Raw genomic sequence first — 23687 nt, 5'->3', positions numbered from 1 at the left:
GCGGCACAATCCGCCCCCGGAGCCCGGCGCCAGACCGGCGCCCTTCGCCTGCGCGTGTAGACCCGATCCGGTCCTGCGGACCTTCCAGCGAGGTTTACCCATGAGCATCACTTCCAGCGGCATCTGCGCCGCCGCCGACCAGCTGCAGGGCTTCGTCGGCTTCAACCTGAAGACCGGGCACCACATCGTGCGCTTCAGCGAGGACTCCTTCGGCATGGACGTGGACAACGACAGCATCATGCCGGCCAGCGAATTCGTCTGGCAGCCCCACACCGACCACACCATGACCCTCAAGCGCGAGCTGATCCAGTTGCTGCTGGACCAGAACATCGACGAGCGCCTGAACATCAGCGAGCCGCTGCGGGTGTACATGCGCCGCCGCGACCTGCCCGAGATCACCGCCGAGCGTCGCCTGCGGGGCTGCCTGGAGGCCTGATTCAGGCCTTCAGCACCGGCACCGGGCGCGGCTCACCGGCCTCGTCCAGTTGGTAGCAATAGGCTTCCTTGAGGTTGGCCTTGCCGCTGTCGGTGTAGACCAGCAGGCGCTGGCCGTCGGTGCGGGTCTTCACCAGGCCGTAGGCGGTCCGGCTGAAGGCGTAGAAATCGCCACGGCGTTCGGCCTTCTGGGCATCGGTCAGTCGGGCCCAGCCCTCCATGCGGAAGAACGCCACCAGTTCGGTGACGAACACCAGCGGCTCCTCGACCCGTGAATGCCGCCCCAGGGCGCCCATGAGGGTGGCGCGGGGGTGGATGTACTCGTTCATCGGGTCGTCGCCGCTGGAGACGACGTTGACCACCGGGGACACCCGCTTGAACAGCGCGCCGGAGAAATCCGCCGAGCCGTGATGCGGCACCTTGAACACTTCGGAACGCAGATTGACCTGCCCGGCATCATGCTGGCGGGCCAGGGTGCGTCCGGCTTCGTCGTTGAGGTCCCCGCAGAACAGGTAGCTGAAGCCGCCATAGGCCAGGCGGAACACCACGGAGTGGCCGTTGATGGTGTGGGAGGCGGAGTAGCCGGAGAAGCCGGTGGGGGCGGTTTCCAGCGAGTCATGGCCGACACGGGGTCCGGCGGGTGGCGCACCGAGGAACGGCAGGCCGGCGTCGGCCCCTTCGCCGACCGGCAATGGGCCGAGTACCTGGACGTCCACCCCTTCTTCCCGGAGGAAGTCGAAGGCATCGTGCTGGCCGAAGGACAGGCGACGGAACTCGATGGGCTGGCGGGCCCGGCTGGACCAGGCTTCCAGCGCCTTGCGCCAGGCGCGGAACTCGGTGTTCATCACCTCGGCCGGTACGTCCAGGGGGCTGTCCAGCAGGGGCGACACCAGCAGGGCGTCACCGGCCTGGCGGGTGGGGCCGAGCTGCTCGATTTCCTTGCGGCCCTTGGCGGCACGCTTGACCAGGCCGTTGTGGTAGATCCGCCGGGGTTCGATGAACAGCCGCTTGCGTGGTTCGGCGTTGGTTTCCGAGCGGTGGATCTGGGTCAGACCGGAGAAGTGGTCGGCATCGCCGTGGGTGACGAGGATGCAGTCGATCACCTTGGGCGCCTCGGCCGAGGAGCCACGGTAGCGAGCGGCCAGGTAGCGGGCGAACATCTGGTTGTCGCCGCCATCCACCAGCATCACCTGCCCGCCCGGGGTCTCGATCACCGCGCCATCGCCCTGCTGCACGTCGACGAAGTTGACCTTGAGCACCCGACTTTCCGTGCGTGGCATGACCAGGTCGGCCGGTCGCAGGGGCTTGCCGTCGCGGCGTCGGGCCGAGCGCGGCGGCACCAGCCAGGCCTCGGTGGCGACGGGCAGGATGCTGCCGTCGGGGCGCTCTTCGTAGGTGTGGGTGGCGATGCGCACATGCCGCTCGGTCACCTCCAGCACCTCGACGAAATCCCCCCAGGCGAGGGTGTAGAGCAGCGTGTTGCGTTCCGGGCTGTCGTAGACGTTGGCGAGGTCGACGGCGATGGCGTGCTGGGCAGTCATGCTCGGGCTCCTTCCGGGCGTGTTGGGCGGGTCAGTCGTCGGCCGTGGGATCGAGGCCGGGGAACAGCACCTCGGTGAAGCCGAAACGGGTGAAGTCTTCGATGCGCGAGGGGTAAAGCCGGCCGATCAGGTGGTCGCATTCATGCTGTACGACACGGGCGTGGAAGCCCTCGACAGCGCGGTCGATGGGCTGGCCGTCAGGATCGATGCCCTGGTAGCGGATGGCCCGGTAGCGCGGCACCCAGCCACGCAGGCCAGGCACCGAGAGGCAGCCTTCCCAGTCGCTTTCGCGGGAATCGTCCAGGGGCGTGATCACCGGGTTGAGGAGGATGGTCGGCGGCACGGCCGGGGCATCGGGGTAACGCTCGCTGCGCTCGAAACCGAAGATCACCAGTTGCAGGTCGACGCCGATCTGCGGGGCAGCCAGGCCGACGCCGCCGACGTGGTGCATGGTTTCGAACATGTCGTCGATCAGCGTCTTGAGGGCGGCGCTGCCGATCATCTCGTCAGGCACGGGCGGGGCAATACGCAGCAGACGCGGGTCACCCATGCGGAGGATTTCGCGGATCATCTTGGGCATTCCGGAACGGTGGCTGGAGGGGCTCGATGAAGCCTGCAAACGCGCCCGCTGGCAAGGGTTGAAACGGCTTTGCAACGCACCTCGCCGAGGGGCGCAAACGGGTCTTTCAACGCCGCGCTAAAAAACGGTAGGCAATCCCCGAAATGACGGGTATGGTGTTGCCCACTGTGCTGCATGTGTGACGTAAATCGATCCATGTTCCAAGCTTCGATTTGTACTCTTTGCGCTCAGTCCGGCGTGGAAAGTCCTCGCCGTGTCAACTTTGTTCAAGGAGTTACTCCAAATGGCTGATCGTCAAACTGGCACCGTCAAGTGGTTCAACGATGAGAAAGGCTTCGGCTTCATCACCACTGACAACGGCCCGGACCTGTTCGTCCACTACCGCTCCATCCAGTCCAACGGCTTCAAAACTCTGAAGGAAGGCCAAAAGGTTTCCTTCGTAGCCGTTCAGGGCCAGAAGGGCATGCAGGCAGACGAAGTCCAAGTGATCTGATCACCGACCGTCTTCCGGAAAAACCGGCCCTCGGGCCGGTTTTTTCATGCCTGCGATTTGGCTTCGCTGACGCGCGTACTGGCACGAGCCTCGGCCACCAGCCAATCGATCAGCCGGCGTAGCCGCTCGCTGGGCTGCCCCTTCCGGCTCCAGGCCAGGCGGTACTCCCAGGGTGTCGGCAGGCGACACGCCTCACCGAACGGCAGCACCAGCCGCCCCTGCGCGATGTCATCCCCCGCCAGCGCCGTCGACCCCAACGCAAAGCCCTGCCCATTCACCGCGCCCTGTATCGCATGTCCGATCAGGCCGAAGCGGATGCCGGCCGAGGTATCGACACGCGCGCCGACATAGCGCTCGAACCAGTCCCCCCAGTCGGGAATCCGCAGGTTGCTGGCGCTCTTCCAATGGGCGTGAACCAGCCGCGCGCCCACCAGATCAGCCGGCTCGCGAACCGGATGGGCCTCCAGGTAGGCCGGGCTGCACACCGGGAAGAACACCTCACGGAACAGCAGTTCGCTGGCAGGCAGCGCGGTGCCCTCGGTGACGAAGCGAATCGCCAGGCTGGCCTCGCCGCGTTCCAGGTCCGCCAGCTCTTCGGTGGCCTCCAGGCTCAGGGCGATGTCCGGATGGGTGCCGGAGAACTTGTTGAGCCGGCGCATCAACCAATGGGAGGCGATGGAGGGCGCACAACTGACCTGCAGCGGCCCTTCGGGCCTGCTCCGCAGGGCCGCCGCCCCCTCGGCCAGCAGGGCGAACGCCTGGGACACGGTGGCAGCCAGGCGCCGGCCGTTGTCATTGAGGGTGACGGTGTTGCGGGTACGGTCGAACAGGCTGACCCCGAGCTCTTCCTCCAGCAGGCGGATCTGCCGGCTGACAGCGCCTGGGGTGACCGACAGCTCATGGGCGGCCTCGGTGAAGTTGCGGCTGCGGGCGGCAACCTCGAAGGCGCGCAGGGCGACAAGGGATGGTGTACGCATGGGGGGGCTTTGAGTTGAAGTCAAAGCATGATGACAAAACATCGTTTGAATGCAAGGCGCCCGCTCGCCATCCTGCCGCCCTTCCGGCCCACCTCTGCGGCCATTGCCTTGCGAGTCATCGATGAGACCCACACGCCTGCCCCTGGACCCTTTTGCCTGCGGCCTGATGCTGCTGCTCTGCATCGTCTGGGGCTTCCAGCAGGTCTCCATCAAGCTGGTGGAACAGGATGTGGCGCCTGTCCTGCAACTGGCCATCCGCTCCGGCATCGCCGCGCTGGTGCTGGGCATCATCACCCTGTGGCGGGAAGGCCGTTGTGCCTTCGGTGACGGCACCCTGCTGCCGGGACTCGGGGTCGGCCTGCTGTTCACCCTGGAGTTCTTCTTCATCTCCGAAGGGCTGGTCCGTACCAGCGCGTCCCACATCGCGGTGTTTCTCTACACGGCGCCGATCTTCGCCGCCCTGGGGCTGCACCTGATCCTCCCCGAGGAACGCCTGTCGCCGGTGCAGTGGCTGGGCGTGCTGGTGGCCTTCGGCGGCATCGCCCTGGCCTTTCTCGGCAAGCCGGGGAATGCCGCAGGCAGCCTGTTCGGCGATGCGCTGGGCATCTGCGCCGCCATCGCCTGGGGCGCCACCACCGTGCTTATCCGGGGCTCGAGCCTGTCGGAAGCCGCCCCGGTGAAGACGCTTTTCTACCAGCTCGGCGTCGCCGGCGTGGTCCTGCTGGCGGTGGCCGCCGCCACCGGCCGCCTGGGCCTGGTCCCCAGCGAGCGCGCCCTGCTCAGCCTCGGCTTCCAGGTGGTGGTGGTGGCGCTGATCAGCTACCTGGGGTGGTTCTGGCTACTGCGCCGCTACCTCGCCTCGCGCCTGTCGATGCTGTCGTTCATGACCCCGCTGTTCGGCGTCGTTTTCGGCGTGCTGGTGCTCGGCGAGTCGCTGGACTCATCCTTCATCTTCGGCGGCCTGCTGGTGCTGGGCGGCCTGCTGCTGGTCACCGGCGCCGAGCTGCTGCGCGACGTCCTGGCGCGTCGGCGCGTGACGCACAGCACCTGATTGCACCTATCGGTCAGGAAAAAGGGCTGATAGCCTGTCGGCCGTTTCAGACGAAGTGAGGGATGCACTTTGAGATCGGCCCTGTTCGGCCTCTGCCTGCTGCCCATGCTGGCGCAGGCGGCCGTTTACAAATGCGTCGGCAACGACGGCGCTGTCAGCTACTCCGCCGTGCCCTGCCCCGCCACTGAAGGCCAGGCGACGAAAATGCGCGAAGCGCCGCCCCCCAGCGATGTGCCACCGCCTCCGCCGCCCCTGGTGGTGTCGCCCCCTGTCAGCCATGCGGCTGCACCTGCCGCGCCCGCCGCCAGCTCGCCCCCACCCCAGCGCGGTGCTCGCGTCACCGTGGTCGGCGACAGCGCCGCCAGCGACCGCGATGCGCGGGTCAACGAGATGCGCGAGCGCGCCGAGCGCGAGAAGAAGGACAGCTACGACCGCGACTACGAAATGCGCCGTCAACGCATGGAGCTGGAACTGCGCCAGCAACGCGAGCGCGAAGCCCGCCAGCGCCAGCAGAGCCCTGCCCCATCCCCCAACAGCAGTTCGTCGACCGCCGGGGAACCATCGAGCACGGGCACGGGTCAGTGACAACGAGGCCGATGACCGGCGGCCTCAGGCCTCGGACCCCATAGAGTCGCCGCTGGGGGTCCGGGGTCGTTTCACCTGTCATCTCCGCTCACAGTTTCCCTGCGCCCGGGGCGTTCACGCCGGGCTCGGACTGACCGATCATGCCGAGCGTTAACGGCCCGATCTGCGGCCAGTCCCACGGAGCCCAACCATGCCCATACGTTCCCGCCTCTCCTCCCTGCTGCTCGGCAGCACCCTGCTGCTCACTCTCGCTGGCTGCGACATGGCTCAGGAGTCGGCCGACCGCCTCGCCGAGAAGACCCGCGAAACCGCCGAGGAACTGGCCCGCGAAGCCATCAGCGACACCGTGGACCAGGTGAACAAGGAAGTGGACAAGGCGCAGCAGGCCACCCGCGAATGGCTCAAGGCACAGCCCGGAGAACAGCCCGAGCAACCACCCCGTGCCGAGGGCGAACGCCCGAAGGATGGCGACGCCATGATGCCGCCCGCCGGCGTGGAAACCTGACCCACCCCCCAGCCTCCAGTGCAGACACGAGAACGCCGGCCCAGGTCGCCCTGGGCCGGCGTTCTGCCATGTGAAAATCAGACGCCGAAGTAGCGCGGCAACGGCGTGCTGTGCAGGTTGCGCAACGACTCCACCGGCGGCACCTCGCCCAGTTCCAGGGCGATATCGCGGCGCAGCGTGGCGATGATCAGCTCCAGTTGAGCCGGCTGCTTGAGCGCCGGTACCACGCGCTGGAAGCGGGCGTCGTCCTTCTCCAGCACCACCACGTAGCCACCGTCTGGGCGGCGCTGGGCGCTGAGCGCGTAGTCGGGAAAGGCCTTGGCCAACTGCTTGATGTCGAGACCCATAGCGTTTCACTCTCCAAGGGGCAAAATTTTTCCTGACAGGGAACCCTGCAGGCAGCGTGCCAGCCTTTAGACAAGTGAAAACTCAATAAAATCAATGCGTTGGCAAAATAAGTCCGACGCATTACCGTGCATTTCGCCCGATCAACAGAAAATGGCCGGGCGAAATGCACGATGCGATTCAGCGGCGCGCCAGCTCGATGCCGTCCTCGTGGATGACGATCTCGCCGCGCTTGTAGAGGCCGCCGATGGCCTTCTTGAAGTTGCCCTTGCTGACGTTGAACATCTGGGCGATCACCTCCGGCGGGCTCTTGTCGCTCAATGCCAGGCGGCCACCTTCGGCGCGCAGCCGCTCGAGGATGCGCTCGGCGAGGTCGGACGAAGCGGCCTGCCCTTGCGGCTGCAGGCTCAGGGCAATCTTGCCGTCGGGGCGGATCTCGCGGATGTAGCCCTTCTCGCGCATGCCGCTGCGCAGGAACTTGAACACCTCGTTGCGGTGGATCAGCCCCCAGTGGCGGTCCTCGATGATGGCCTTGAAGCCCATGTCGGTCTGCTCCACCACCAGCAGGTCCACTTCCTGGCCGACGCTGTAGGTGGCCGGGGTGGTGTCCAGGTAGCGATCCAGCCGGGCCGTGGCGGTGATGCGGCGGGAGCGGTCGAGGTAGACGTACACCACGCAGTAATCCCCCACCTGCAGCGGGCGCTTCTCTTCCGAGTGCGGCAGCAGCAGGTCCTTCGGCAGGCCCCAGTCGAGGAACAGGCCGATGCGGTTGATCTCCACCACCTTCAGGCTGGCGAAACCGCCCACCTGGACCTTGGGCTTCTGGGTGGTGGCGATCAGACGGTCCTCGCTGTCGAGGTAGACGAACACGTTGAGCCAGTCACCCACTTCGCAGGGCTGGTCCTTGGGTACATAACGCCGGGGCAGGAGGATCTCGCCTTCCGCACCACCGTCCAGATAGAGACCGAAATCGGTGTGCTTGGCCACCGGCAGGCTGTTGAATCGACCGATCAGGGCCATCTCGCGTACCTCGAATTGACAGGGTGCGCATTCTACAGGGCCCACCGCAACGGGGCCACGCACACTGCTCGACGGCTTCGTCAGGCCGTCCGTCGCCGCCTCGCTGAAACACCTTGATGCGGAGAATTCCGCATTGCCGGCGCTGTCTACTGGCCGGTAGCACAATGATGTTTCAGAATCGTGTCCGAATTGAAACATTTACCCGATTTTCGGATTCTCGCTGCCCTATCTCAGGAGTTCCTGTGCGCACCATCGGCCGCTGGCTGTCTGCTCCCCTCCACCTGATCCTGCTCATCGTCCTGTTCATTGGCATCCCGCTGGCGGGCCGTGCACTGCTCGGCTGGAGCGAAGGCTTCGGCTACGGCTCCGACCTGGCCTTCGGCAGCCTCCTGGTGGCGCTGCTCTATGGCCGCCCGCGCTGGGTGGCGTTGCCGGTGATGCTGTTCTGGGCGCTGATCATGCTGGGGACGGCCGAGCTGGTGAGCGCAGTCGGACGCATGCCCGAGCCGAGCGACCTCAAGTACCTGCTGGACCCGCAATTCGTCGGCCACTCCACCCAGGGCGGCGGGCTGACCTACCCCTGGCTGGCCGGCGCGCTGGCCATCGGCATCCTCGCCGCCCTGCTCGCCTGGCATCGCCCGGCCAAACGCCCGAGTCGTGCCTGGCTGGCCATGCCGCTGACCCTGCTGGCCGGCCACGCCACCCTGCAGTACCTGCGTCCCAGCGAAGCGGACCAATGGCGCCAGTTCAACCTGCCCCACAAGCTGCTCGCCGGCGCCCTCAGCAGCGGCCAGATGGCCGTGGAAGACTGGCTCGCCGGGGATCAGCCGGAGAGCCCGCCGGACATCGCCGGCCTGGCCCGCCTGGACCTCGACGGCACCCCGCTGCTGGCCGGCCCCGGCCAGGCGCGCAACGTCCTGGTGATCACCCTGGAAGGCATCCCGGGGGCCTACATCGCCGCCAACCGCGCCGCCATCAACAGCCACTACGCCGAATCGCCCATGCCGCGCCTGAGCCAGTGGGCCGAACGCGCCATGACCACGCCGGACTACGTGCTCCACAGCCACCAGACCATCCGCGGCCTCTACGCCATGCTCTGCGGTGACTACAGCAAGCTCGACTCCGGCACCCCCAAGGGCCTGGAACTGCTGAACAACCCCACCCGCGCCCAGGACTGCCTGCCGGCCCAACTGCACCAGCACGGCTTCAGCACCCACTTCCTGCAGGGGGCCGGACTGCGCTTCATGGCCAAGGACAAGATCATGCCGCGCATGGGCTTCGACAAGACCCAGGGCCGCGACTGGTTCCGTAACACCCCCTACCTCGAATTCCCCTGGGGCATGGACGACAAGGCCTTCTTCGAGGGGGCGCAGACCTACGTGCAGCAACTGCGCAAGCAGAAGAAGCCGTGGATGCTCACCCTGCTCACCGTCGGCACCCACCAGCCCTACTCGGCGCCGGAGGACTACCTGGCCCGCTACCCGGACGCCAAGCGCGCCGCCATCGCCTACCTGGACGATGCCGTGGACGCCTTCCTCAGCGGCTTGGAGAAGCAGGGCGTGCTGAAGGACACCCTGGTCATCATCACCTCCGACGAATCCCACGGCATCGACCAGGTGCGCCTGGCATCCGCCTGGGGCTTCAACCTGGTGCTGGCCCCCGAGCAGGCGGCCCTGCCGCCGATCAAGGGGGGCGTCTACGGCCACGTCGACCTGACCGCCTCGGTGCTCGACTACTTCGGCTACCGTGTACCGCTGAGCCTGGCCGGCCGCTCGCTGTTCCGCGACTACGAGCAGGGCCGCGAGATGATCTCCTACACCAACGGCATGCTGCGCTACCACGACGGCAAGGACCACTTCGTCGAGTGCGATTTCCAGCAGGTCTGCCGGCGCTACCGCAGTGAAGGTTTCATCGCCGACCAGGCCCGTTTCGACGGCCGTTTCAGCGGCCGCGAAGCCCGCCAGGTGGCCGCCCGCAGCACCCTGCTGGACCAGTCTCTGGTTGGCGGCCAGGTGGGCCAGGAATACCAGTTCGCCACCCGCGAGCGCATCCGCCTGAAGCAGCAGGTGAAGGACGACTGGGCCGACAACCTGATCGGCGCCCAGTACCTGGAGCTGCCGAAGAACACCCGCACCGAGGTGGAGCTGACCATCAAGGTCCACGCCATGGACACCAAGGGCGCCCGCCTGCAGCTCAAGACCAAGGAGTTCGAGCGCGACGTGGCCGTGGGCATGCCCGAGCTGCCATTGCTCAAGCGCGGCAAGCCGGTGACCCTGCACTTCGCCTTCGACAACCCCGAGGCGCGCAAGGCGTTCTCCTTCCACCTGCTGGCCGAAGGGCGCGGCACCATCGAGATCAGCAACTTCAAGGTGGTCACCCAGCCGCTGCCGAACCCGCCGGCCGCACCGGAGGCTGCCAGCCAGGTGGCAGGCGCCGCCCCCGAGCGCCAGGGCCTCGCCCGTGTGCTCAACCTGTTCGCCCGCCATCCGGAGACGGCCGACAGCGACCTGGAGAGCAGCGCGGAAGCCGAGTCCGAGGTCCTGCCCGAACTGCTCCCGGTCGACGCCGAGCCGGAAACCCTGGTGCGCTGACCGCGCACCGGGGACAATGCGGGCCCCGCCACAGGAGCCCGCACCATGACCGACCCCATCCGCCTCTCCAAGCGCCTCGCCGAGCTGCTGCCCTGCTCGCGCCGCGACGCCGAGCTGTACATCGAGAACGGCTGGGTCAGCGTCGCCGGCCAGGTGGTGGAAGAACCCCACGCGCGGGTGACCGACGAAGTCATCAACCTGCATCCCGACGCCAAGCCGACGCCGGTGCCACCCGTCACCCTGCTGCTGCACAAGCCCGCCGGCGTGGACGAGGAAGGCGCCCGCGCCCTGCTGGTGCCGGCCAACCTGGCGGCGGAGCAGGCCGGCGAGCGCACCTTGCGCAAGCACTTCTCCCGCCTGATGCAGATGGCCACGCTGGAAACCCGGGCCAGCGGCCTGGTGATCTTCACCCAGGCCCACGGCGTCACCCTGCGTTTCGAGCGTCCGCTGGAAGAGGAATACACCGTCGACGTACGCGGCGAAGCCGATGCCGAACACCTGGCGCGGGTGGCTCGCGGGGTCGAGCACAAGGGGCGCCCTCTTCCCCGGGCCAAGGTCAGTTGGCAGAGCGAGAACCGCCTGCGCATCGCCCTGAAGAGCCCGCGCCCCGGCCAACTGCGGCAGATCTGTGAGCACCTCGGCCTGGAGCTGCTGGGCCTGCGGCGCCTGCGCCTGGGCGGTGTCTCGGCAGCACGGCTGCAGCCGGGGCAGTGGCGTTACCTGCTGCCCGGCGAGAAGTTCTGAAGCGGCGGGCCAATGGCCCGCCGGCTCATGGATTGTCCAGAGTCGTCTTCACCAGGTTGCGGGTGTGCCCGGCGAAATGCCGGATCAGCCTCACCAGCACCTCGTTCAGCGCCGGATCGGTCTCCGCCGGCTTGAGCTGATTGCCGGCACTGAAACCCTGCCCCGGCTGGGCACCGGCCAGCCACAGGCCGATGCGCTCGTCGAATTCGTCCGCCGCCTCATAGGACTCCCGCGCCACCACGTCCTGCAGGTAGCCGGGGCCGAACGGCGGGTAGCGGTCGTCGTCCGACGTGTCCGCATAGGCCCTGAGCAGCGGGTCGTCATTGCGCCCCTCGCGCAGCAGCCGGCGCAGCCAGTCGGCCTGGTACTTCTCCACTTCCGTATGGCGGGTCGCCACCCGCTCGATGGCCGCCTCCTTGCCCGAGGTATCGCCCAGTGCCGCCTGCACGGCCGTCCACATCAGCGTGGCGGTGTTTTCACCGGGCAGGGCCTTGGCGTGGTAGGGCTGGGTCAGGTCCTGCACGTAGTGCAGCGCCCAGCCGAGAAAGCGGTAGCCCCAATACGGGTGGCCACTCTCGAACGCCAGCCGCGCCAGCGCCATGTACTGGCGCACGCGCAGCTCCGGGTAGGTACGGGCGAGGAACGGCGCGGCCTGATAGATGACCGCCGACTCGTGGTAGTAGCCGATGTGGAATGGCGCCTGGGACGAATATTCGAAGCGCGCGTCACCGAAGGGCTGGGGGCCGAAGCCGTAGAGTGCGCCGACCTCGCCGGGGTTGTCCGAGAAGAGGTTGATGTCGTGCCCGTAGTCCGGCTCGTCCGCCGCGCTGGCGAGAACCGCACGGGGGCTGACCCGCTCCCCCGGCTCCACCGCCAGGAAGCGCCATTCGTTCCACAGGCTCAGCTTGCGGAACACCAGCACGTCCTGGGCCGGCAGCACCTTGGCCGCCGGCAGCTCCAGCCCCGGCAGCGCCTGGACGAAATACGCCAGGCGGATCTCCGGGCTGACCCGCAGCGCCATGAGGAACGCGCGACGCCGGTCGCCGCCGCCATCGGCAGTCCAGCGCAGGCTGTCCGGCCGGGCCGGGTAGTCCGGCAGCTCCTCGCGGGCGCGCGCCTCCTGCTCGTCCAGCACCTGCTGCAAGGCCACCGCCTCGGCCGCGAGGAAGTCCTCCAGACGCTCCACCGGCACCGGCTCGGCCTGGCGCAGCTCGGGCAGGTCGGCCAGGGCCAGCCAGGTGCCGAGGGAATGGTTGGACCAGGCCAGCAAGGTGGCCGGCGAACAGGCGATCAGGCCGCAGAGGGCGAGCAGCAGGCGTTTCATTGCATCTCCGTGTCTGGGGCGCCCTCTTGCCGGGGCGCTCGTCACGCAAGGGTAACAATCGAAGGAACGCCGGAGCACTGTCCAGGCAGGACAGGCGACTCACCAAATCGGTCGCTGCATCTCGTAGGGGAACCCCACCGAACTACTGAGACTCAGGCCCTGGCCGCCTGGTCGGCCAGGGTGTAGAACACCTCCGGCCCCAGCGCCGCACTGTCGCGCTCGCTCAGTTGCTTACGCACCTGCAGATGCGCCGGCAAGCTGCTGCCGAGTATCTCCAGCAGCAGGGCCTAGTAGTCCGCGGCGCGCATCTTCAGCGCATCCAGGTTGCCGCTGGGGTCGCGACCGCTGGCCAGGCGCTCCTCGGCCAGTTGCGCGGCGTATTCGCGTGGGGTGAAGGGACACTTCTGCTGTTAGCTATTAGCTATTAGCTATTGCCCGCGTCTTCATCTGCCAATTTTGATTCTTCTTCGACGTATTCCGGGCTGATCTGTCCACGGTTCAGGTCAATCTCGCCTGTCCGCAACCAAAGGCTGTACTGCTGGTAGGCGTCTGCAATGGCGTCCAGCTCGTTCGTTCTCACCTGCGCATCTTTGTTGTAACGGATCGTTTTGAGCCTTTCCGGCTTGAGGCCTGTTGCATCGGCGACTGCTCGGTGCCCCAACATATGCACCAAAGCTATAACTCGATCCTGAGTTATTCCCATTATTTCTTACCAATGTGATGAAGCACTTTCCCATGCCACCCCCTGGTCACTGCCTCGCACAATAGTCGCTGGCGCTGTGGCTGCGCAGGGGGCAAGACGGCCGGTTACTGGATCTCCTCCGGCGTCACCACCACCCAGTTGCGGTCGGCGGTGACCGGCAGGCCCAGCTTGGCCTGGGACTCGGCGTTCTTCTTCTGCATGGCGGTGATCTGGTCCATGTACTTGGCCTTGCGGTTAACCCACACCCGCAGCCCGCCCTTCTCCACGTCGGTACCGTGGAACAGCATGTAGCCATCGCTCTCGGGGGTATCACCGCCCACCAGGATCGGCTTCTTCCACTGGTCGATGTAGGTGAGGATGGCCGCCTGCTTGCCCGCCATCCAGGTGGCCGGGGTCCACAGGTAGGGGGTGATTTCCAGGTCGAGGTTGGCCTTCTCGTCGTAGTGGCCGTCCTTGATCTGCTTGCGCGCGGTGGTCAGGGCGCCGGTCTTGCGGTCCTTGAGCAGGGTGGTGACGCCGATGACGTTCTCGGGCTTCACGTTGTAGCCGTACTTGGGATCGGCGGCGACCATGCGCACCAGCTCTTCCAGGGCGGCGGTCATGATGTACACCTCGATGCCGTTCTCCTGGAGCTTGTTCATCAGCTCCTTCTGCCCGGTGAAGGGCTTGGGCGGGTTGATCTCGATGGTTTTGACCTTATCCCCCTCGTAGTAGGTGCTGGGGATCGGCTTGCCGTAGGCCATCAGCTCGTCCACGTAGCCCTTCAGCTCGCGCAGGGTGAAGCCGGAGAACACCTGGGCCATCCAGGGGTAGCAGACCATGTCATCCAGTTCGCACAGGCGGTAGTAGTAGCTGTTGAGGCTTTCCTTGTGGCCGTTGACGTCCCTGAACGGGATGAGCTTGAGCGACGGGTCGAGCTTCTCGCGGGTCAGCACGCCCTTCATTTCCAGGAAGGGCAGCAGGGACTCTTCCAGGTCGTAGCGGTAGCTGGTGTTGTCCATGTCGAACACCGCGTAGGCGCCCTTGTTGGCGTTGGCGGCGATCAGCGCGTCCAACTGCTTGGCGGCGGGCGCCGGCCAGTGGGCGAGTTCGGTGGCGGCAGCGGCGGGGCCGGCCAGGCCAAGGCACAGGGCGGCGGCGAGAAGCGTCCGGGTCAATGTCATCGCGTAGGTTCCCTCGGGGTGGGCGAGGCGCATCAGGCGCCCCGGGCCCCTGGACCCTAGCAGAGGTCCATGACACCGCCATGACCGGAACCGACACGCACCATCGCGCTTGCGTCCACCTCAGTGCCAGCGCCACCAGGCCCAGGCGCCGAAGGCTCCGAGGTGCAGCAGGACGATGAACCAGAAGCGCAACTGGTAGGCCAGCTTGCGGTTCTTGTGGCGGATCAGCCGCTGGGCCAGCAGGCCACCGGGCCAACCGCCGAACAGCTCGTAAAGGTGCAGGCGCGCCTCGGGGATACGCCGCATACCGGCCACGGCCTGGCGCTTGTCGTACCAGTAGGCGACGAAGCAGACCAGGCTCATGACCAGGTAGACGAGGGCCAGCAGCTGCCAGCCCGAAGGGAGGGTCACTCGGCAGCCGGCTTGCGGCGCTTGAGCGGTGCCAGGCCGTCGCTGCTCACCACCTGCGGCTGCTCGCGACGCGGGCCGGACGGCTTGCGCTTGGTGGCGGGCTTGGCGGACGCCTTGCCGGTGCTCTTCTTGTCGGTCTTTTTCTTCTTGGCACCGACCGCCTTGCCCGAGGCCTTGACCTTCTTCGGCCCGTTGTAGGTGCCTTTCAGCTCCTTGATCACACGGCGTTCGAAGCTCTGCTTGAGGTAGCGCTCGACGCTGGACATCAGGTTCCAGTCGTTGTGGCAGATCAGCGAGACGGCCAGGCCCTCGCCGCCGGCACGGCCGGTGCGGCCGACGCGGTGCACGTACTCGTCGCCGGAGCGCGGCATGTCGAAGTTGATCACCAGGTCCATGCCTTCGATGTCCAGGCCACGGGCCGCCACGTCGGTGGCCACCAGCACCTTGGTGCCGCCCTCGCGCACGCGGTCGATGGCCAGCTTGCGGTCCTTCTGGTCCTTGTCGCCGTGCAGCACGAAGGCCTTGTAGCCCGCCGCCACCAGGTGGCCGTAGAAGCGGTCGGCCTGGGCACGGGTGTTGGTGAAGACGATGGCCTTCTGGTAGGTCTCGTTGGCCAGCAGCCAGCGCGCCAGGGCTTCCTTGTGGTCCACGTCGTCGGCGGTGATGACTTGCTGCCGGGTCGACTCGTTGAGCTGCTCGATGCCGTTCAGGCGCAGGTGCAGCGGGTCCTTCAGGACCTGGGCGGACACCTCGCGCAGGGCCGCGCCGCCGGTGGTGGCAGAGAACAGCAGGGTCTGCTGGCGGTTGGCGCATTCGGCGGTGATGCGCTGCATGTCCTCGGCGAAGCCCATGTCCAGCATGCGGTCGGCCTCGTCCAGCACCAGCACCTCCACCTCCTTGAGGCTCACGGTGCCGGAGTTGAGGTGCTCGATCAGGCGGCCGGGGGTGCTCACCAGCACGTCCGGCAGCTTGCGCAGCATGGCGGCCTGGACCTTGAAGTCCTCGCCACCGGTGACCAGGCCGGACTTGATGAAGGTGAACTGCGAGAAGCGCTCCACTTCCTTCAAGGTCTGCTGGGCCAGCTCCCGGGTCGGCAGCAGGATCAGCGAACGGATGCGCTCGCGGGGCTTGGCTTCGCCGATCAGGCGGTTCAGCAGGGGCAGCACGAAGGCCGCCGTCTTGCCGCTGCCGGTGCGCGCGGTGACGCGCAGGTCGCGCCCTTCCAGCGCCGGGGGAATCGCCGCCTGCTGCACGGGCGTCGGTTCGACGAATTTCAGTTCGGCGACAGCCTTGAGCAGACGTTCGTGCAGGGCGAATTGGGAGAACACGGGTACCACCTCGATCGGAAGCCTGGAAAACAGCTGCGTAGGTTACCTTGTGTCGCGCCCGAACGCCCGCGATCCCTTCGCCGGCCCCTGTGCACGCCTGAACTCGCACCCGACCGGCCCACTCCAAACCCTGACGCCCCTGATCCCCTCTGCGGAAAGCCCCCATGACTGCTCCGCTGATCCATTACGTCGCCACCAGCCTCGACGGCTCCATCGCCCGCCCCGACGGCCGGGTGGACTGGCTCGAATCCATCGAGCGCTCCGGCGACGATCACGGCTACCACGCCTTCTACGAGAGCATCGACGGCCTGCTGATGGGCCGGGGGACCTACGAGGCCGTGCTGGCGATGGGCGGCGACTGGCCCTACCCCGGCAAGCCCTGTACCGTGCTCACCCGCGCCGACCTGCAACCCGCCGGCCCCCAGGTGAAGATCCGCCCCAGGAGGCCCTGGCGGAGCTGGCCGAAGCCGGCTGCAAGCGGGTCTGGCTGGTGGGCGGCGGAGCCCTCGCGGGCACCTGCTACGCCGCCGGCCTGCTGGACGAGCTGATCGTCAGCGTGATCCCGCACCTGCTCGGTGCGGGCATCCCGATGTTCGCCACCGGCCTCGAACGGCGCCTGCACCTGCACGAACAACGCAGCTTCGCCACCGGCGTGGCGCAACTGCATGACCGACTGCTACCGGAGGCCCCAGCCCCATGACCACCCTCGACATCGCCGCCGCCTGCCTGATCGACGCCGATAACCGCCTGCTGCTGGTGCGCAAACGCAACACCCGGGCCTTCATGCTCCCCGGCGGCAAGCGCGAGCCCGGCGAGAGCGCGCACGAGGCGCTGCGCCGTGAACTGCAGGAAGAGCTGGAACTGAGCCTGCCGGCCGATGCCCTGAGCCCGCTGGGGTCATTCCGAGCGGCAGCCGCCAACGAGCCGGACACCTGGGTCGAGGCCCAGGTCTTCGTCGCGCGCCTGGAGCAGCCGGTGACGCCCGCCGCCGAACTGGAGGAACTGGCCTGGCTGGCGCCCGGCCAACCGCTGCCGGACACCCTGGCTCCGCTGCTGCGGGAACAGGTCCTGCCGGCCCTGGCCGCTCACCCCGCCTTCGCCTGAAGGCCGCCCCTCACACGCCCAGTTGGCGCGCCTGGCGCCGCAGCAGCTGGGCGCTGTCCCAGCCGATCAGCAGCACCGCCAGCCAGATGGGCAGGTAGGTCCACAACTGCGCCGGGTCGAATGCCTCGCCGAGGAACAGCACCGCCACCGCGAACAGCAGCACCGGCTCCACGTAGCTGAGGATGCCGAACAGCCCCAGCGGTAGCAGCCGGCTGGCAGCCATCATCGCCGCGAAGGCCAGGGTACCCAGCACGCCCAGCCCGGGAATCAGCCACCACAGCGCCGGTGACTGGGCGAACGCGCCCTCGGGGCCGTGGGCGATGAACAGCCACGCCGCCAGGGGTGCCAGCACCAGCATTTCGAGGATGAAACCGGACAGCGCATCCAGGCGCATCCAGCGGCGCAGCATGAAATACGGCGGGTAGCCCAACGCCGTGACCAGCGTCAGCCAGGAGAAGGCGCGAGTCATCCACAACTCGTGGATCACACCGGCCAGCGCACATATCACCGCCAGCAGTTGCAACGGGCGCAGACGCTCGTTGTAGAACAGCCGGCCACACACCACCATCACCAGCGGCAGCAGGAAGTAGCCCAGCGACACCTCCAGCATCCGCCCCTGCAACGGCGCCCAGAGAAACAGCCCCCACTGCAGGCCGATCAACACCGCCGCCAGCGGCAGCGCCGCCAGCAACAGCGGCTCGCGCCGCAGCCTACCGAGCACACCGCCGAGGGTCGCCCACTGCCGGCTCAAGGCCACCAACAGCAGCACCGCCGGAATCGACCAGAGCACGCGCTGGGCGAACACCTGCACACCATCCAGCGGCGCCAGTTCGTGCACGTAGCCGGGCATCAGCGCAAACAGCACCGACGCCACCAGGGACAGGGCGACACCGCGCCCGGACAGCCTCACCGGCACACCGTGGCGGCTGGGTAGAAGAACGAAGAAGACATGGCAGGCCTCTGATTGCAGCCGGCGAAAATACCCGCTCATCAGCAACAGAGGAAGCTTACCCACGCACGTGCGGACCCGCTGGGACCAACCCGGCATCGACGGGCCTGAAAGCGGCACCTGCCTGCCAGGCGCCCGCTTGGGAAACCAACCGGGAACCGAGTCGGCCGAAGCAGAGCGGTGGGCTGAAGCCCACCCTACGGCCACCGACTCTCACCTCACCGACCTCGCGAGCAGAGCGCACTCCAACGGGAAGCGAGCGTTCATAAAAAAGCCCGGCCATGGGCCGGGCGGAGTGTGTGCGTCGGGACTACGCACGGAGCAATCGGGTGAAGCCGGTCAGGCAACCTTGGCCAGTTGCGCACGGGCCTGGGCGATGCCCTTCTCCTGGAACTCGGCGCCCATGTTCAGGCCCTCGGCATGGATGAAGGTGACGTCATGGATGCCGATGAACGCCAGCGCCTGACGCAGGTAGGGCTCCTGGTGATCCAGCGGGCCGCCAGCGTACACGCCGCCACGGGCGGTAAGGACGAAGGCGCGCTTGCCGTTGAGCAGGCCCTGCGGGCCGGTCTCGGTGTACTTGAAGGTCACCCCGGCGCGCAGCACATGGTCCAGCCAGGCCTTGAGGGTGCTGGGGATACCGAAGTTGTACATCGGCGCTGCCAGCACCAGCACGTCGGCGGCCAGCAGTTCCTCGGTGAGTCGGTTGGAGCGGCCCAGGGCCACGCGCTCGGCGTCGTTCTGCTGGTCAGCCGGCTTCATCCAGCCGCCCAGCAGGTCACTGTCCAGGTGCGGCACGGTTTCCTGGGCCAGGTCGCGCACCACCACCTCGTCGGCCGGGTGGGCGGTCTTCCATCGGGCGATGAATTCGGCGGTCAGTTGGCGGGAGATGGAACCCTGTTGGCGGGCGCTGCTTTCGACGATGAGGACACGGGACATGCTGGCTGCTCCATCAAGAATGGTTGCGATTCGATGGAGCGCAGCTTAGGAGGACACAATTCGATAAAAAAGCGAAAAAATCCGCTACTAAATATCGAGGTTTTTAATTTATAAAGGCCTCCTGATCGACCAGGAGGCGGCGCAATCAAACCGGCTTGCAGGTCAGCCCGACGCGCAGGCGGATGATGCTGCGGTTGAACTTGGCGGTCAGCGAGACGCTCTCCCCCGGTGCGATCACCGAGCGGCGTACCCGTGGAGTTTCCGGCCCGTTGACGAAGCGCGCGGTGCACTCGGCGCGGGTCCCGCCCAGGTTGTAGACCGTGATGGCGCCCATGTTGTGGTCGATGTCGTTGGTCTGGTAGGAAATCTCGGCACCGTTGTACTGCTTCTCCACCTCGATGGGGTAGGCCAGGGCAACGCCGGGCAGGCAGGCCAGCAGGGTACAGAGCATTGTTGTTTTCATCGGGGGTCTCCGCTGCGGTGGGCCGCCAGATTACAGGAGAGCGCCGATCCAGGTCATCGGCGCCGGTCAACGTGAGGAGCCAGCCATGAAAGCGCCCCGGGTCACCCTGGACCAATGGAGAACCCTGCAGGCCGTGGTGGACCACGGCGGCTTCGCCCAGGCGGCGGAGGCCACCCACCGCTCCCAGTCCTCGGTGAGCTACACCATCGCGCGCATGCAGGAACAGCTCGGCGTGCCGCTGCTGCGCATCGACGGGCGCAAGGCGGTGCTCACCGAAGCCGGCGAGGTGCTGTTGCGTCGCTCCCGCCACCTGGTCAAGGCCGCCAGCCAGCTGGAAGAACTGGCCCACCACATGGAGCAGGGCTGGGAGGCCGAGGTGCGCCTGGTGGTGGATGCCGCCTACCCCACCGCTCGCCTGCTGCGTGCACTGGCCGCGTTCATGCCGCAGAGCCGCGGCTGCCGGGTGCGCCTGCGCGAAGAGGTGCTGTCCGGCGTGGAGGAGGTGCTGCTGGAGGGCACCGCCGACCTGGCCATCACCAGCCTCACCGTGGCCGGCTACCTGGGCACCGAACTGTGCAATGTGGAATTCGTCGCCGTGGCCCACCCCGACCACCCGCTGCACCGGCTCAACCGCACCCTCAGCTTCCAGGACCTGGAAAGCCAGCTGCAGGTGGTGATCCGCGACTCCGGCCGCACCCAGCCCCGCGACGTCGGCTGGCTGGGCGCCGAGCAGCGCTGGACGGTGGGCAGCCTGCCCACCGCCGCCAACTTCGTCAGCAACGGCCTGGGCTTCGCCTGGCTGCCGCGCCACATCATCGAACGGGAGCTGGCCGACGGCCTGCTCAAGCCGTTGCCGCTGGACCAGGGCGCCACCCGGCACCCGAACTTCTTCCTCTATGCGAGCAAGGAGAAGGCCCTGGGACCGGCCTCGCAGATCCTCGTCGAGCTGATCAAGACCTTCGACTCGACGCCCCTGAACGCCCCCTTCGCCGCACCGATGCCCAGCGCCTGAGGAGCCCGCCATGCCCTGGTTCGACCATCACGGCTGTCGCCTGCACTACGAAATCCACGGCCAGGGCACCCCGGTGCTGCTGGTACACGGCCTCGGCTCCAGCACCCTGGACTGGGAGTACCAGCTCCCCGCCCTCAGCGCCCGCCATCAGGTGGTGCTGATGGACGTGCGCGGCCACGGCCTGTCGGACAAGCCGCGCGAGCGCTACAGCATCGCCGGTTTCGCCGCCGACACTGCCGCGCTGATCGAGCACCTGGGCCTGGCCCCGGTGCACCTGGTGGGCATCAGCATGGGTGGGATGATCGGCTTCCAGCTCGGCGTCGACCGCCCCGAACTGCTGCGCAGCCTGACCATCGTCAACAGCGCACCGGAAGTGAAACCCCGCAGCCCGCGCGACTACCTGGAGGTGGCCAAGCGCTGGACCCTCTCGCGCCTGCTGGGGCTGGACACCATCGCCAAGGCCCTGGGCCGCCTGCTGTTCCCGCTGCCGGAGCAGGCCGAGCTGCGCGCCAAGGTGGAAGAACGCTGGCCGCGCAACGACAAGCACGCCTACCTCGCCGCCCTCGACGCCATCATCGGCTGGGGCGTGCGGGAACGCCTGGCTCGCATCACCTGTCCTACGCTGGTGGTGACGGCCGACCGGGACTACACCCCGGTGGCACAAAAGGAGGCCTACGTCCGCGAATTGCCCGATGCCCGTCTGGTGGTGATCGAGCAATCCCGCCACGCCACCCCGCTGGATCAACCGCAACGCTTCAACACCACCCTCCTCGACTTCCTCAACCAGGTCGAGCACAACAAGGAACGCCCCACATGCTGAAGAAACTCGCCCTCGCGGCCTGCACCCTGCTGTTCGCCTCCCACCTGCTGGCTGCCGGCAACCCCCACGTCACCCTCAACACCTCCGCCGGAGAGATCGAGCTGGAGCTGGACGAGGCCAAGGCGCCGATCACCGTGAAGAACTTCCTCGCCTACGTGGACGCGGGCTTCTACGACGGCACCGTGTTCCACCGGGTCATCCCCGGCTTCATGATCCAGGGTGGCGGCATGACCGCCGACATGCAGAACAAGTCCACCAACCCGCCGATCAAGAACGAAGCCGACAACGGCCTGCACAACGTGCGCGGCACCATCGCCATGGCCCGCACCCAGGCCACCGACTCGGCCACCAGCCAGTTCTTCATCAACCACCGCGACAACGCCGCGCTGGACCACGGTGCCCGAGGCTTCGGCTACGCGGTGTTCGGCAAGGTGGTGCGCGGCATGGACGTCGTCGACCAGATCGCCAACGTCCCCACCGGTCGCCGTGGCATGCACCAGGACGTGCCTGTGCAGCCGGTGGTGATCCTCTCCGCCAAGCGCTCCTGACCCCTTGCGGGCCGCTGCACACGGGGCCGGCTCCCTGGAGCCGGCCCCGTTTCTCATTGAGGTTCCAGCATGTTCCGCCGCTTCGAACGCCTGATCGACGTCTTCCGACCGGCCCCTGACGACACCCCGCCACGCAGCGTGCTGCGCTTCTACCTGCACTACCTGCGCCAGGTCTGGCCGGTGTTCGCCGCCCTGCTGGTGGTGGGGCTGATCGTGGCGCTGATCGAAGTGGCGATGTTCAGCTTCCTCGGGCGCATCGTCGACCTGGCGCAGTCCACCCCGGCCGGCGAACTGTTCAGCGCCCACGGCCACGAGCTGCTGTGGATGGCGGTGGTGACGTTGCTGCTGCGCCCGCTGTTCAACGCCCTGCACGACCTGCTGGTGCACCAGAGCATCAACCCCAGCCTGACCAACCTGATCCGCTGGCAGAACCACCGCTACGTGCTCAAACAGAGCCTCGGCTTCTTCCAGAACGACTTCGCCGGCCGCATCGCCCAGCGCATCATGCAGACCGGCAACTCCCTGCGGGACTCCGCCGTGCAGGCGGTGGATGCCCTCTGGCACGTGCTGATCTACGCCGTCAGCTCCCTGGTGCTGTTCGCCGAGGCCGACTGGCGGCTGATGCTGCCGCTGGTGGCCTGGATCATCGCCTACGTCATCGCCATCGCCTGGTTCGTGCCCCGGGTCAAGCAGCGCTCGGTGGAGTCCTCCGATGCCCGCTCGCGGCTGATGGGGCGTATCGTCGACGGCTACACCAACATCACCACCCTCAAGCTGTTCGCCCACACCCGTGACGAAGAGGGCTACGCCCGCGAAGCGCTGGACGAGCAGACCTGGCGCAGCCAGCTGGCCGCGCGGGTGGTCACCATCATGGACACCGTCGTCACCCTGCTCGGCGGCGCCCTGGTGGTCAGCACCTGCGGCCTCGCCCTGTGGCTGTGGAACCAGGGCCTGATCAGTGCCGGCGCCATCGCCCTGGCCACCGGGCTGGTGATCCGCATCATCAACATGTCCGGCTGGATCATGTGGGTGGTCAACGGCATCTTCGACAACATCGGCCAGGTGCAGGACGGCATCCAGACCATCGCCGTGCCGCGCCAGGTGGTGGACGCCCCCGAGGCCCGGCCCCTGCAGGTGCAGCGTGGCGAGGTGCGCTTCGAGGCGGTGCACTTCCACTACGGCAAGGGCAGCGGGGTGATCGAGCACCTGGACCTGCATGTACGCCCCGGCGAGAAGATCGGCCTGGTAGGCCCTTCCGGCGCCGGCAAGTCGACCCTGGTGAACCTGCTGCTGCGCCTCTACGACCTGGAAGGCGGGCGCATCCTCATCGATGGCCAGGACATCGCCCAGGTGACCCAGGACAGCCTGCGCGCGCAGATCGGCATGGTCACCCAGGACACCTCGCTGCTGCACCGTTCCATCCGCGAGAACCTGCTCTACGGCCGCCCGGACGCGGACGATGCGGCGCTCTGGGACGCGGTAAGCAAGGCCCGTGCCGACGGCTTCATCCCCCAGCTCAGCGACGCCGAAGGCCGCCACGGCCTGGACGCCCACGTCGGCGAGCGCGGCGTGAAGCTCTCCGGCGGCCAGCGCCAGCGCATCGCCATCGCCCGTGTGCTGCTCAAGGACGCACCGCTGCTGATCCTCGACGAGGCCACCTCGGCGCTGGACTCGGAGGTGGAAGCGGCCATCCAGGAAAGCCTGGAGAGCCTGATGCAGGGCAAGACCGTGATCGCCATCGCCCACCGCCTCTCCACCATCGCCCGCATGGACCGCTTGGTGGTCCTCGACCAGGGCCGCGTGGTGGAAAGCGGCAGCCACGCCGAACTGCTCGCCCAGGGCGGCCTCTATGCCCGCCTGTGGCGCCACCAGACCGGCGGCTTCGTCGGCGTCGACTGACTGGAGATTCGCCCTCCGAACACCATGGGCTTCGCACAGCTCAGCCCATCCTACGGCCACAGGCACAGCCCGTAGGATGCGCTGAGGCCACGAAGGGCATCGCGACGATCAATGCAACGGTCTGAGGCCGCCCGGCACATCGGCCACACCACAACGG

27 protein-coding genes are annotated in these 23687 nt (G+C 67.3%); 14 read left to right on the top strand and 13 right to left on the bottom strand.

Going from position 1 to position 23687, the window contains the following annotated elements; all coding sequences use genetic code 11:
- Window positions 1-100: 100 nt before the first annotated feature.
- Window positions 101-436: a DUF2025 family protein gene (locus tag A9G05_RS23825; protein ID WP_044413557.1), complete on the top strand. Its 336-nt coding sequence runs from the start codon at window positions 101-103 to the stop codon at window positions 434-436.
- A gap of 1 nt (window position 437) precedes the next feature.
- Here the strand turns inward: A9G05_RS23825 and A9G05_RS23820 are convergent, their stop codons facing one another.
- Together A9G05_RS23820 and def are read right to left on the bottom strand one after the other, a co-directional pair.
- On the bottom strand, window positions 438-1976 hold the full coding sequence (locus A9G05_RS23820) for a ComEC/Rec2 family competence protein (RefSeq protein ID WP_069563309.1): 1539 nt from the start codon (window positions 1974-1976) through the stop codon (window positions 438-440).
- A 31-nt stretch (window positions 1977-2007) separates the two neighbouring features.
- On the bottom strand, window positions 2008-2547 hold the full coding sequence (gene def / locus A9G05_RS23815) for a peptide deformylase (protein ID WP_069563308.1): 540 nt from the start codon (window positions 2545-2547) through the stop codon (window positions 2008-2010).
- A gap of 292 nt (window positions 2548-2839) precedes the next feature.
- Between def and A9G05_RS23810 the strand changes: the two genes are divergently transcribed.
- The gene (locus A9G05_RS23810; protein WP_044413549.1) at window positions 2840-3049 is read left to right on the top strand and encodes a cold-shock protein; all 210 of its coding nucleotides are present in this window, start codon (window positions 2840-2842) and stop codon (window positions 3047-3049) included.
- A 44-nt stretch (window positions 3050-3093) separates the two neighbouring features.
- Here A9G05_RS23810 and A9G05_RS23805 read toward each other — a convergent pair whose 3' ends face one another.
- On the bottom strand, window positions 3094-4026 hold the full coding sequence (locus tag A9G05_RS23805) for a LysR substrate-binding domain-containing protein (RefSeq protein WP_069563307.1): 933 nt from the start codon (window positions 4024-4026) through the stop codon (window positions 3094-3096).
- Window positions 4027-4147: 121 nt separating this feature from the next.
- Between A9G05_RS23805 and A9G05_RS23800 the strand changes: the two genes are divergently transcribed.
- The 3 genes from A9G05_RS23800 (at window position 4148) to A9G05_RS23790 (ending at window position 6167) form a co-directional block, all read left to right on the top strand.
- Window positions 4148-5077: a DMT family transporter gene (locus A9G05_RS23800; protein WP_069563306.1), complete on the top strand. Its 930-nt coding sequence runs from the start codon at window positions 4148-4150 to the stop codon at window positions 5075-5077.
- A gap of 69 nt (window positions 5078-5146) precedes the next feature.
- Complete coding sequence (locus A9G05_RS23795; RefSeq protein WP_069563305.1) at window positions 5147-5662, top strand: DUF4124 domain-containing protein; 516 nt, start codon at window positions 5147-5149, stop codon at window positions 5660-5662.
- Window positions 5663-5852: 190 nt separating this feature from the next.
- Window positions 5853-6167, top strand: a complete 315-nt coding sequence (locus A9G05_RS23790) for a hypothetical protein (RefSeq protein WP_069563304.1) — start codon at window positions 5853-5855, stop codon at window positions 6165-6167.
- Window positions 6168-6244: 77 nt separating this feature from the next.
- Here A9G05_RS23790 and A9G05_RS23785 read toward each other — a convergent pair whose 3' ends face one another.
- Both A9G05_RS23785 and A9G05_RS23780 read right to left on the bottom strand, forming a co-directional pair.
- A complete protein-coding gene (locus A9G05_RS23785; protein WP_069563303.1) occupies window positions 6245-6514 on the bottom strand; it encodes a DUF3509 domain-containing protein in 270 nt (89 codons plus the stop codon).
- Window positions 6515-6692: 178 nt separating this feature from the next.
- A complete protein-coding gene (locus A9G05_RS23780) occupies window positions 6693-7532 on the bottom strand; it encodes a S1 RNA-binding domain-containing protein (protein WP_069563302.1) in 840 nt (279 codons plus the stop codon).
- 242 nt (window positions 7533-7774) lie between these two features.
- Here A9G05_RS23780 and A9G05_RS23775 point away from each other — a divergent pair, with 242 nt between their 5' ends.
- Window positions 7775-10123 carry an LTA synthase family protein gene (locus A9G05_RS23775; protein WP_069563301.1) on the top strand — a complete coding sequence of 783 codons (2349 nt, stop codon included), beginning with the start codon at window positions 7775-7777 and terminating at the stop codon, window positions 10121-10123.
- A 45-nt stretch (window positions 10124-10168) separates the two neighbouring features.
- Window positions 10169-10867 carry an RNA pseudouridine synthase gene (locus A9G05_RS23770; protein WP_069563300.1) on the top strand — a complete coding sequence of 233 codons (699 nt, stop codon included), beginning with the start codon at window positions 10169-10171 and terminating at the stop codon, window positions 10865-10867.
- Between the two features lie 25 nt (window positions 10868-10892).
- Here the strand turns inward: A9G05_RS23770 and A9G05_RS23765 are convergent, their stop codons facing one another.
- From A9G05_RS23765 to A9G05_RS23745, 5 genes are all read right to left on the bottom strand, one after another.
- Entirely contained in the window at window positions 10893-12191 is a 1299-nt protein-coding gene (locus tag A9G05_RS23765) for a phospholipase (RefSeq protein ID WP_069563299.1), read from the bottom strand.
- 424 nt (window positions 12192-12615) lie between these two features.
- Window positions 12616-12894, bottom strand: a complete 279-nt coding sequence (locus A9G05_RS23760) for a DNA-binding protein (RefSeq protein ID WP_139131238.1) — start codon at window positions 12892-12894, stop codon at window positions 12616-12618.
- Between the two features lie 104 nt (window positions 12895-12998).
- On the bottom strand, window positions 12999-14057 hold the full coding sequence (locus A9G05_RS23755) for a haloacid dehalogenase-like hydrolase (protein WP_069563298.1): 1059 nt from the start codon (window positions 14055-14057) through the stop codon (window positions 12999-13001).
- A gap of 120 nt (window positions 14058-14177) precedes the next feature.
- A complete protein-coding gene (locus A9G05_RS23750; protein WP_069563297.1) occupies window positions 14178-14468 on the bottom strand; it encodes a DUF1294 domain-containing protein in 291 nt (96 codons plus the stop codon).
- Entirely contained in the window at window positions 14465-15796 is a 1332-nt protein-coding gene (locus A9G05_RS23745) for a DEAD/DEAH box helicase (protein ID WP_069563296.1), read from the bottom strand. Before A9G05_RS23745 ends, A9G05_RS23750 begins: the two co-directional genes overlap by 4 nt.
- 164 nt (window positions 15797-15960) lie before the next feature.
- On the opposite strand from A9G05_RS23745, the gene A9G05_RS23740 reads away from it, so the two are divergent.
- Genes A9G05_RS23740 through A9G05_RS23735 form a run of 3 tightly spaced genes read left to right on the top strand, consistent with a single transcriptional unit; the run spans window position 15961 to window position 16900 of the window.
- Window positions 15961-16344 (top strand): dihydrofolate reductase family protein, encoded by a 384-nt coding sequence (locus A9G05_RS23740; RefSeq protein ID WP_371850585.1) that lies wholly within the window; start codon window positions 15961-15963, stop codon window positions 16342-16344.
- Window positions 16287-16496: a dihydrofolate reductase family protein gene (locus A9G05_RS28580; RefSeq protein WP_371850584.1), complete on the top strand. Its 210-nt coding sequence runs from the start codon at window positions 16287-16289 to the stop codon at window positions 16494-16496. Before A9G05_RS23740 ends, A9G05_RS28580 begins: the two co-directional genes overlap by 58 nt.
- On the top strand, window positions 16493-16900 hold the full coding sequence (locus A9G05_RS23735) for an NUDIX domain-containing protein (RefSeq protein WP_069563295.1): 408 nt from the start codon (window positions 16493-16495) through the stop codon (window positions 16898-16900). Before A9G05_RS28580 ends, A9G05_RS23735 begins: the two co-directional genes overlap by 4 nt.
- A gap of 10 nt (window positions 16901-16910) precedes the next feature.
- Here A9G05_RS23735 and rarD read toward each other — a convergent pair whose 3' ends face one another.
- The 3 genes from rarD to A9G05_RS23720 form a co-directional block, all read right to left on the bottom strand.
- Window positions 16911-17810 (bottom strand): EamA family transporter RarD, encoded by a 900-nt coding sequence (rarD, locus tag A9G05_RS23730; RefSeq protein ID WP_069563294.1) that lies wholly within the window; start codon window positions 17808-17810, stop codon window positions 16911-16913.
- A 378-nt stretch (window positions 17811-18188) separates the two neighbouring features.
- Window positions 18189-18788 (bottom strand): FMN-dependent NADH-azoreductase, encoded by a 600-nt coding sequence (locus A9G05_RS23725; protein WP_069563293.1) that lies wholly within the window; start codon window positions 18786-18788, stop codon window positions 18189-18191.
- Between the two features lie 145 nt (window positions 18789-18933).
- Entirely contained in the window at window positions 18934-19251 is a 318-nt protein-coding gene (locus tag A9G05_RS23720; protein ID WP_044413498.1) for an S-Ena type endospore appendage, read from the bottom strand.
- An 85-nt stretch (window positions 19252-19336) separates the two neighbouring features.
- On the opposite strand from A9G05_RS23720, the gene A9G05_RS23715 reads away from it, so the two are divergent.
- The 4 genes from A9G05_RS23715 (at window position 19337) to A9G05_RS23700 (ending at window position 23530) form a co-directional block, all read left to right on the top strand.
- The gene (locus tag A9G05_RS23715; protein ID WP_044413495.1) at window positions 19337-20263 is read left to right on the top strand and encodes a LysR family transcriptional regulator; all 927 of its coding nucleotides are present in this window, start codon (window positions 19337-19339) and stop codon (window positions 20261-20263) included.
- 10 nt (window positions 20264-20273) lie between these two features.
- A complete protein-coding gene (locus A9G05_RS23710) occupies window positions 20274-21083 on the top strand; it encodes an alpha/beta fold hydrolase (RefSeq protein ID WP_069563292.1) in 810 nt (269 codons plus the stop codon).
- Window positions 21077-21631, top strand: coding sequence for a peptidylprolyl isomerase (locus tag A9G05_RS23705; protein ID WP_069563291.1), 555 nt, complete (start codon window positions 21077-21079; stop codon window positions 21629-21631). Before A9G05_RS23710 ends, A9G05_RS23705 begins: the two co-directional genes overlap by 7 nt.
- A 69-nt stretch (window positions 21632-21700) precedes the next feature.
- Window positions 21701-23530: an ABC transporter ATP-binding protein gene (locus A9G05_RS23700; protein ID WP_069563290.1), complete on the top strand. Its 1830-nt coding sequence runs from the start codon at window positions 21701-21703 to the stop codon at window positions 23528-23530.
- Window positions 23531-23687 lie beyond the last annotated feature (157 nt).

The sequence above is a fragment of the Pseudomonas sp. ENNP23 genome (assembly GCF_001728945.1).
GTDB classification, from domain to species: domain Bacteria; phylum Pseudomonadota; class Gammaproteobacteria; order Pseudomonadales; family Pseudomonadaceae; genus Metapseudomonas; species Metapseudomonas otitidis.
The sequence above is the reverse complement of the archived record's forward strand: the minus strand, read 5'-3'. Positions and strand labels throughout refer to the sequence as shown.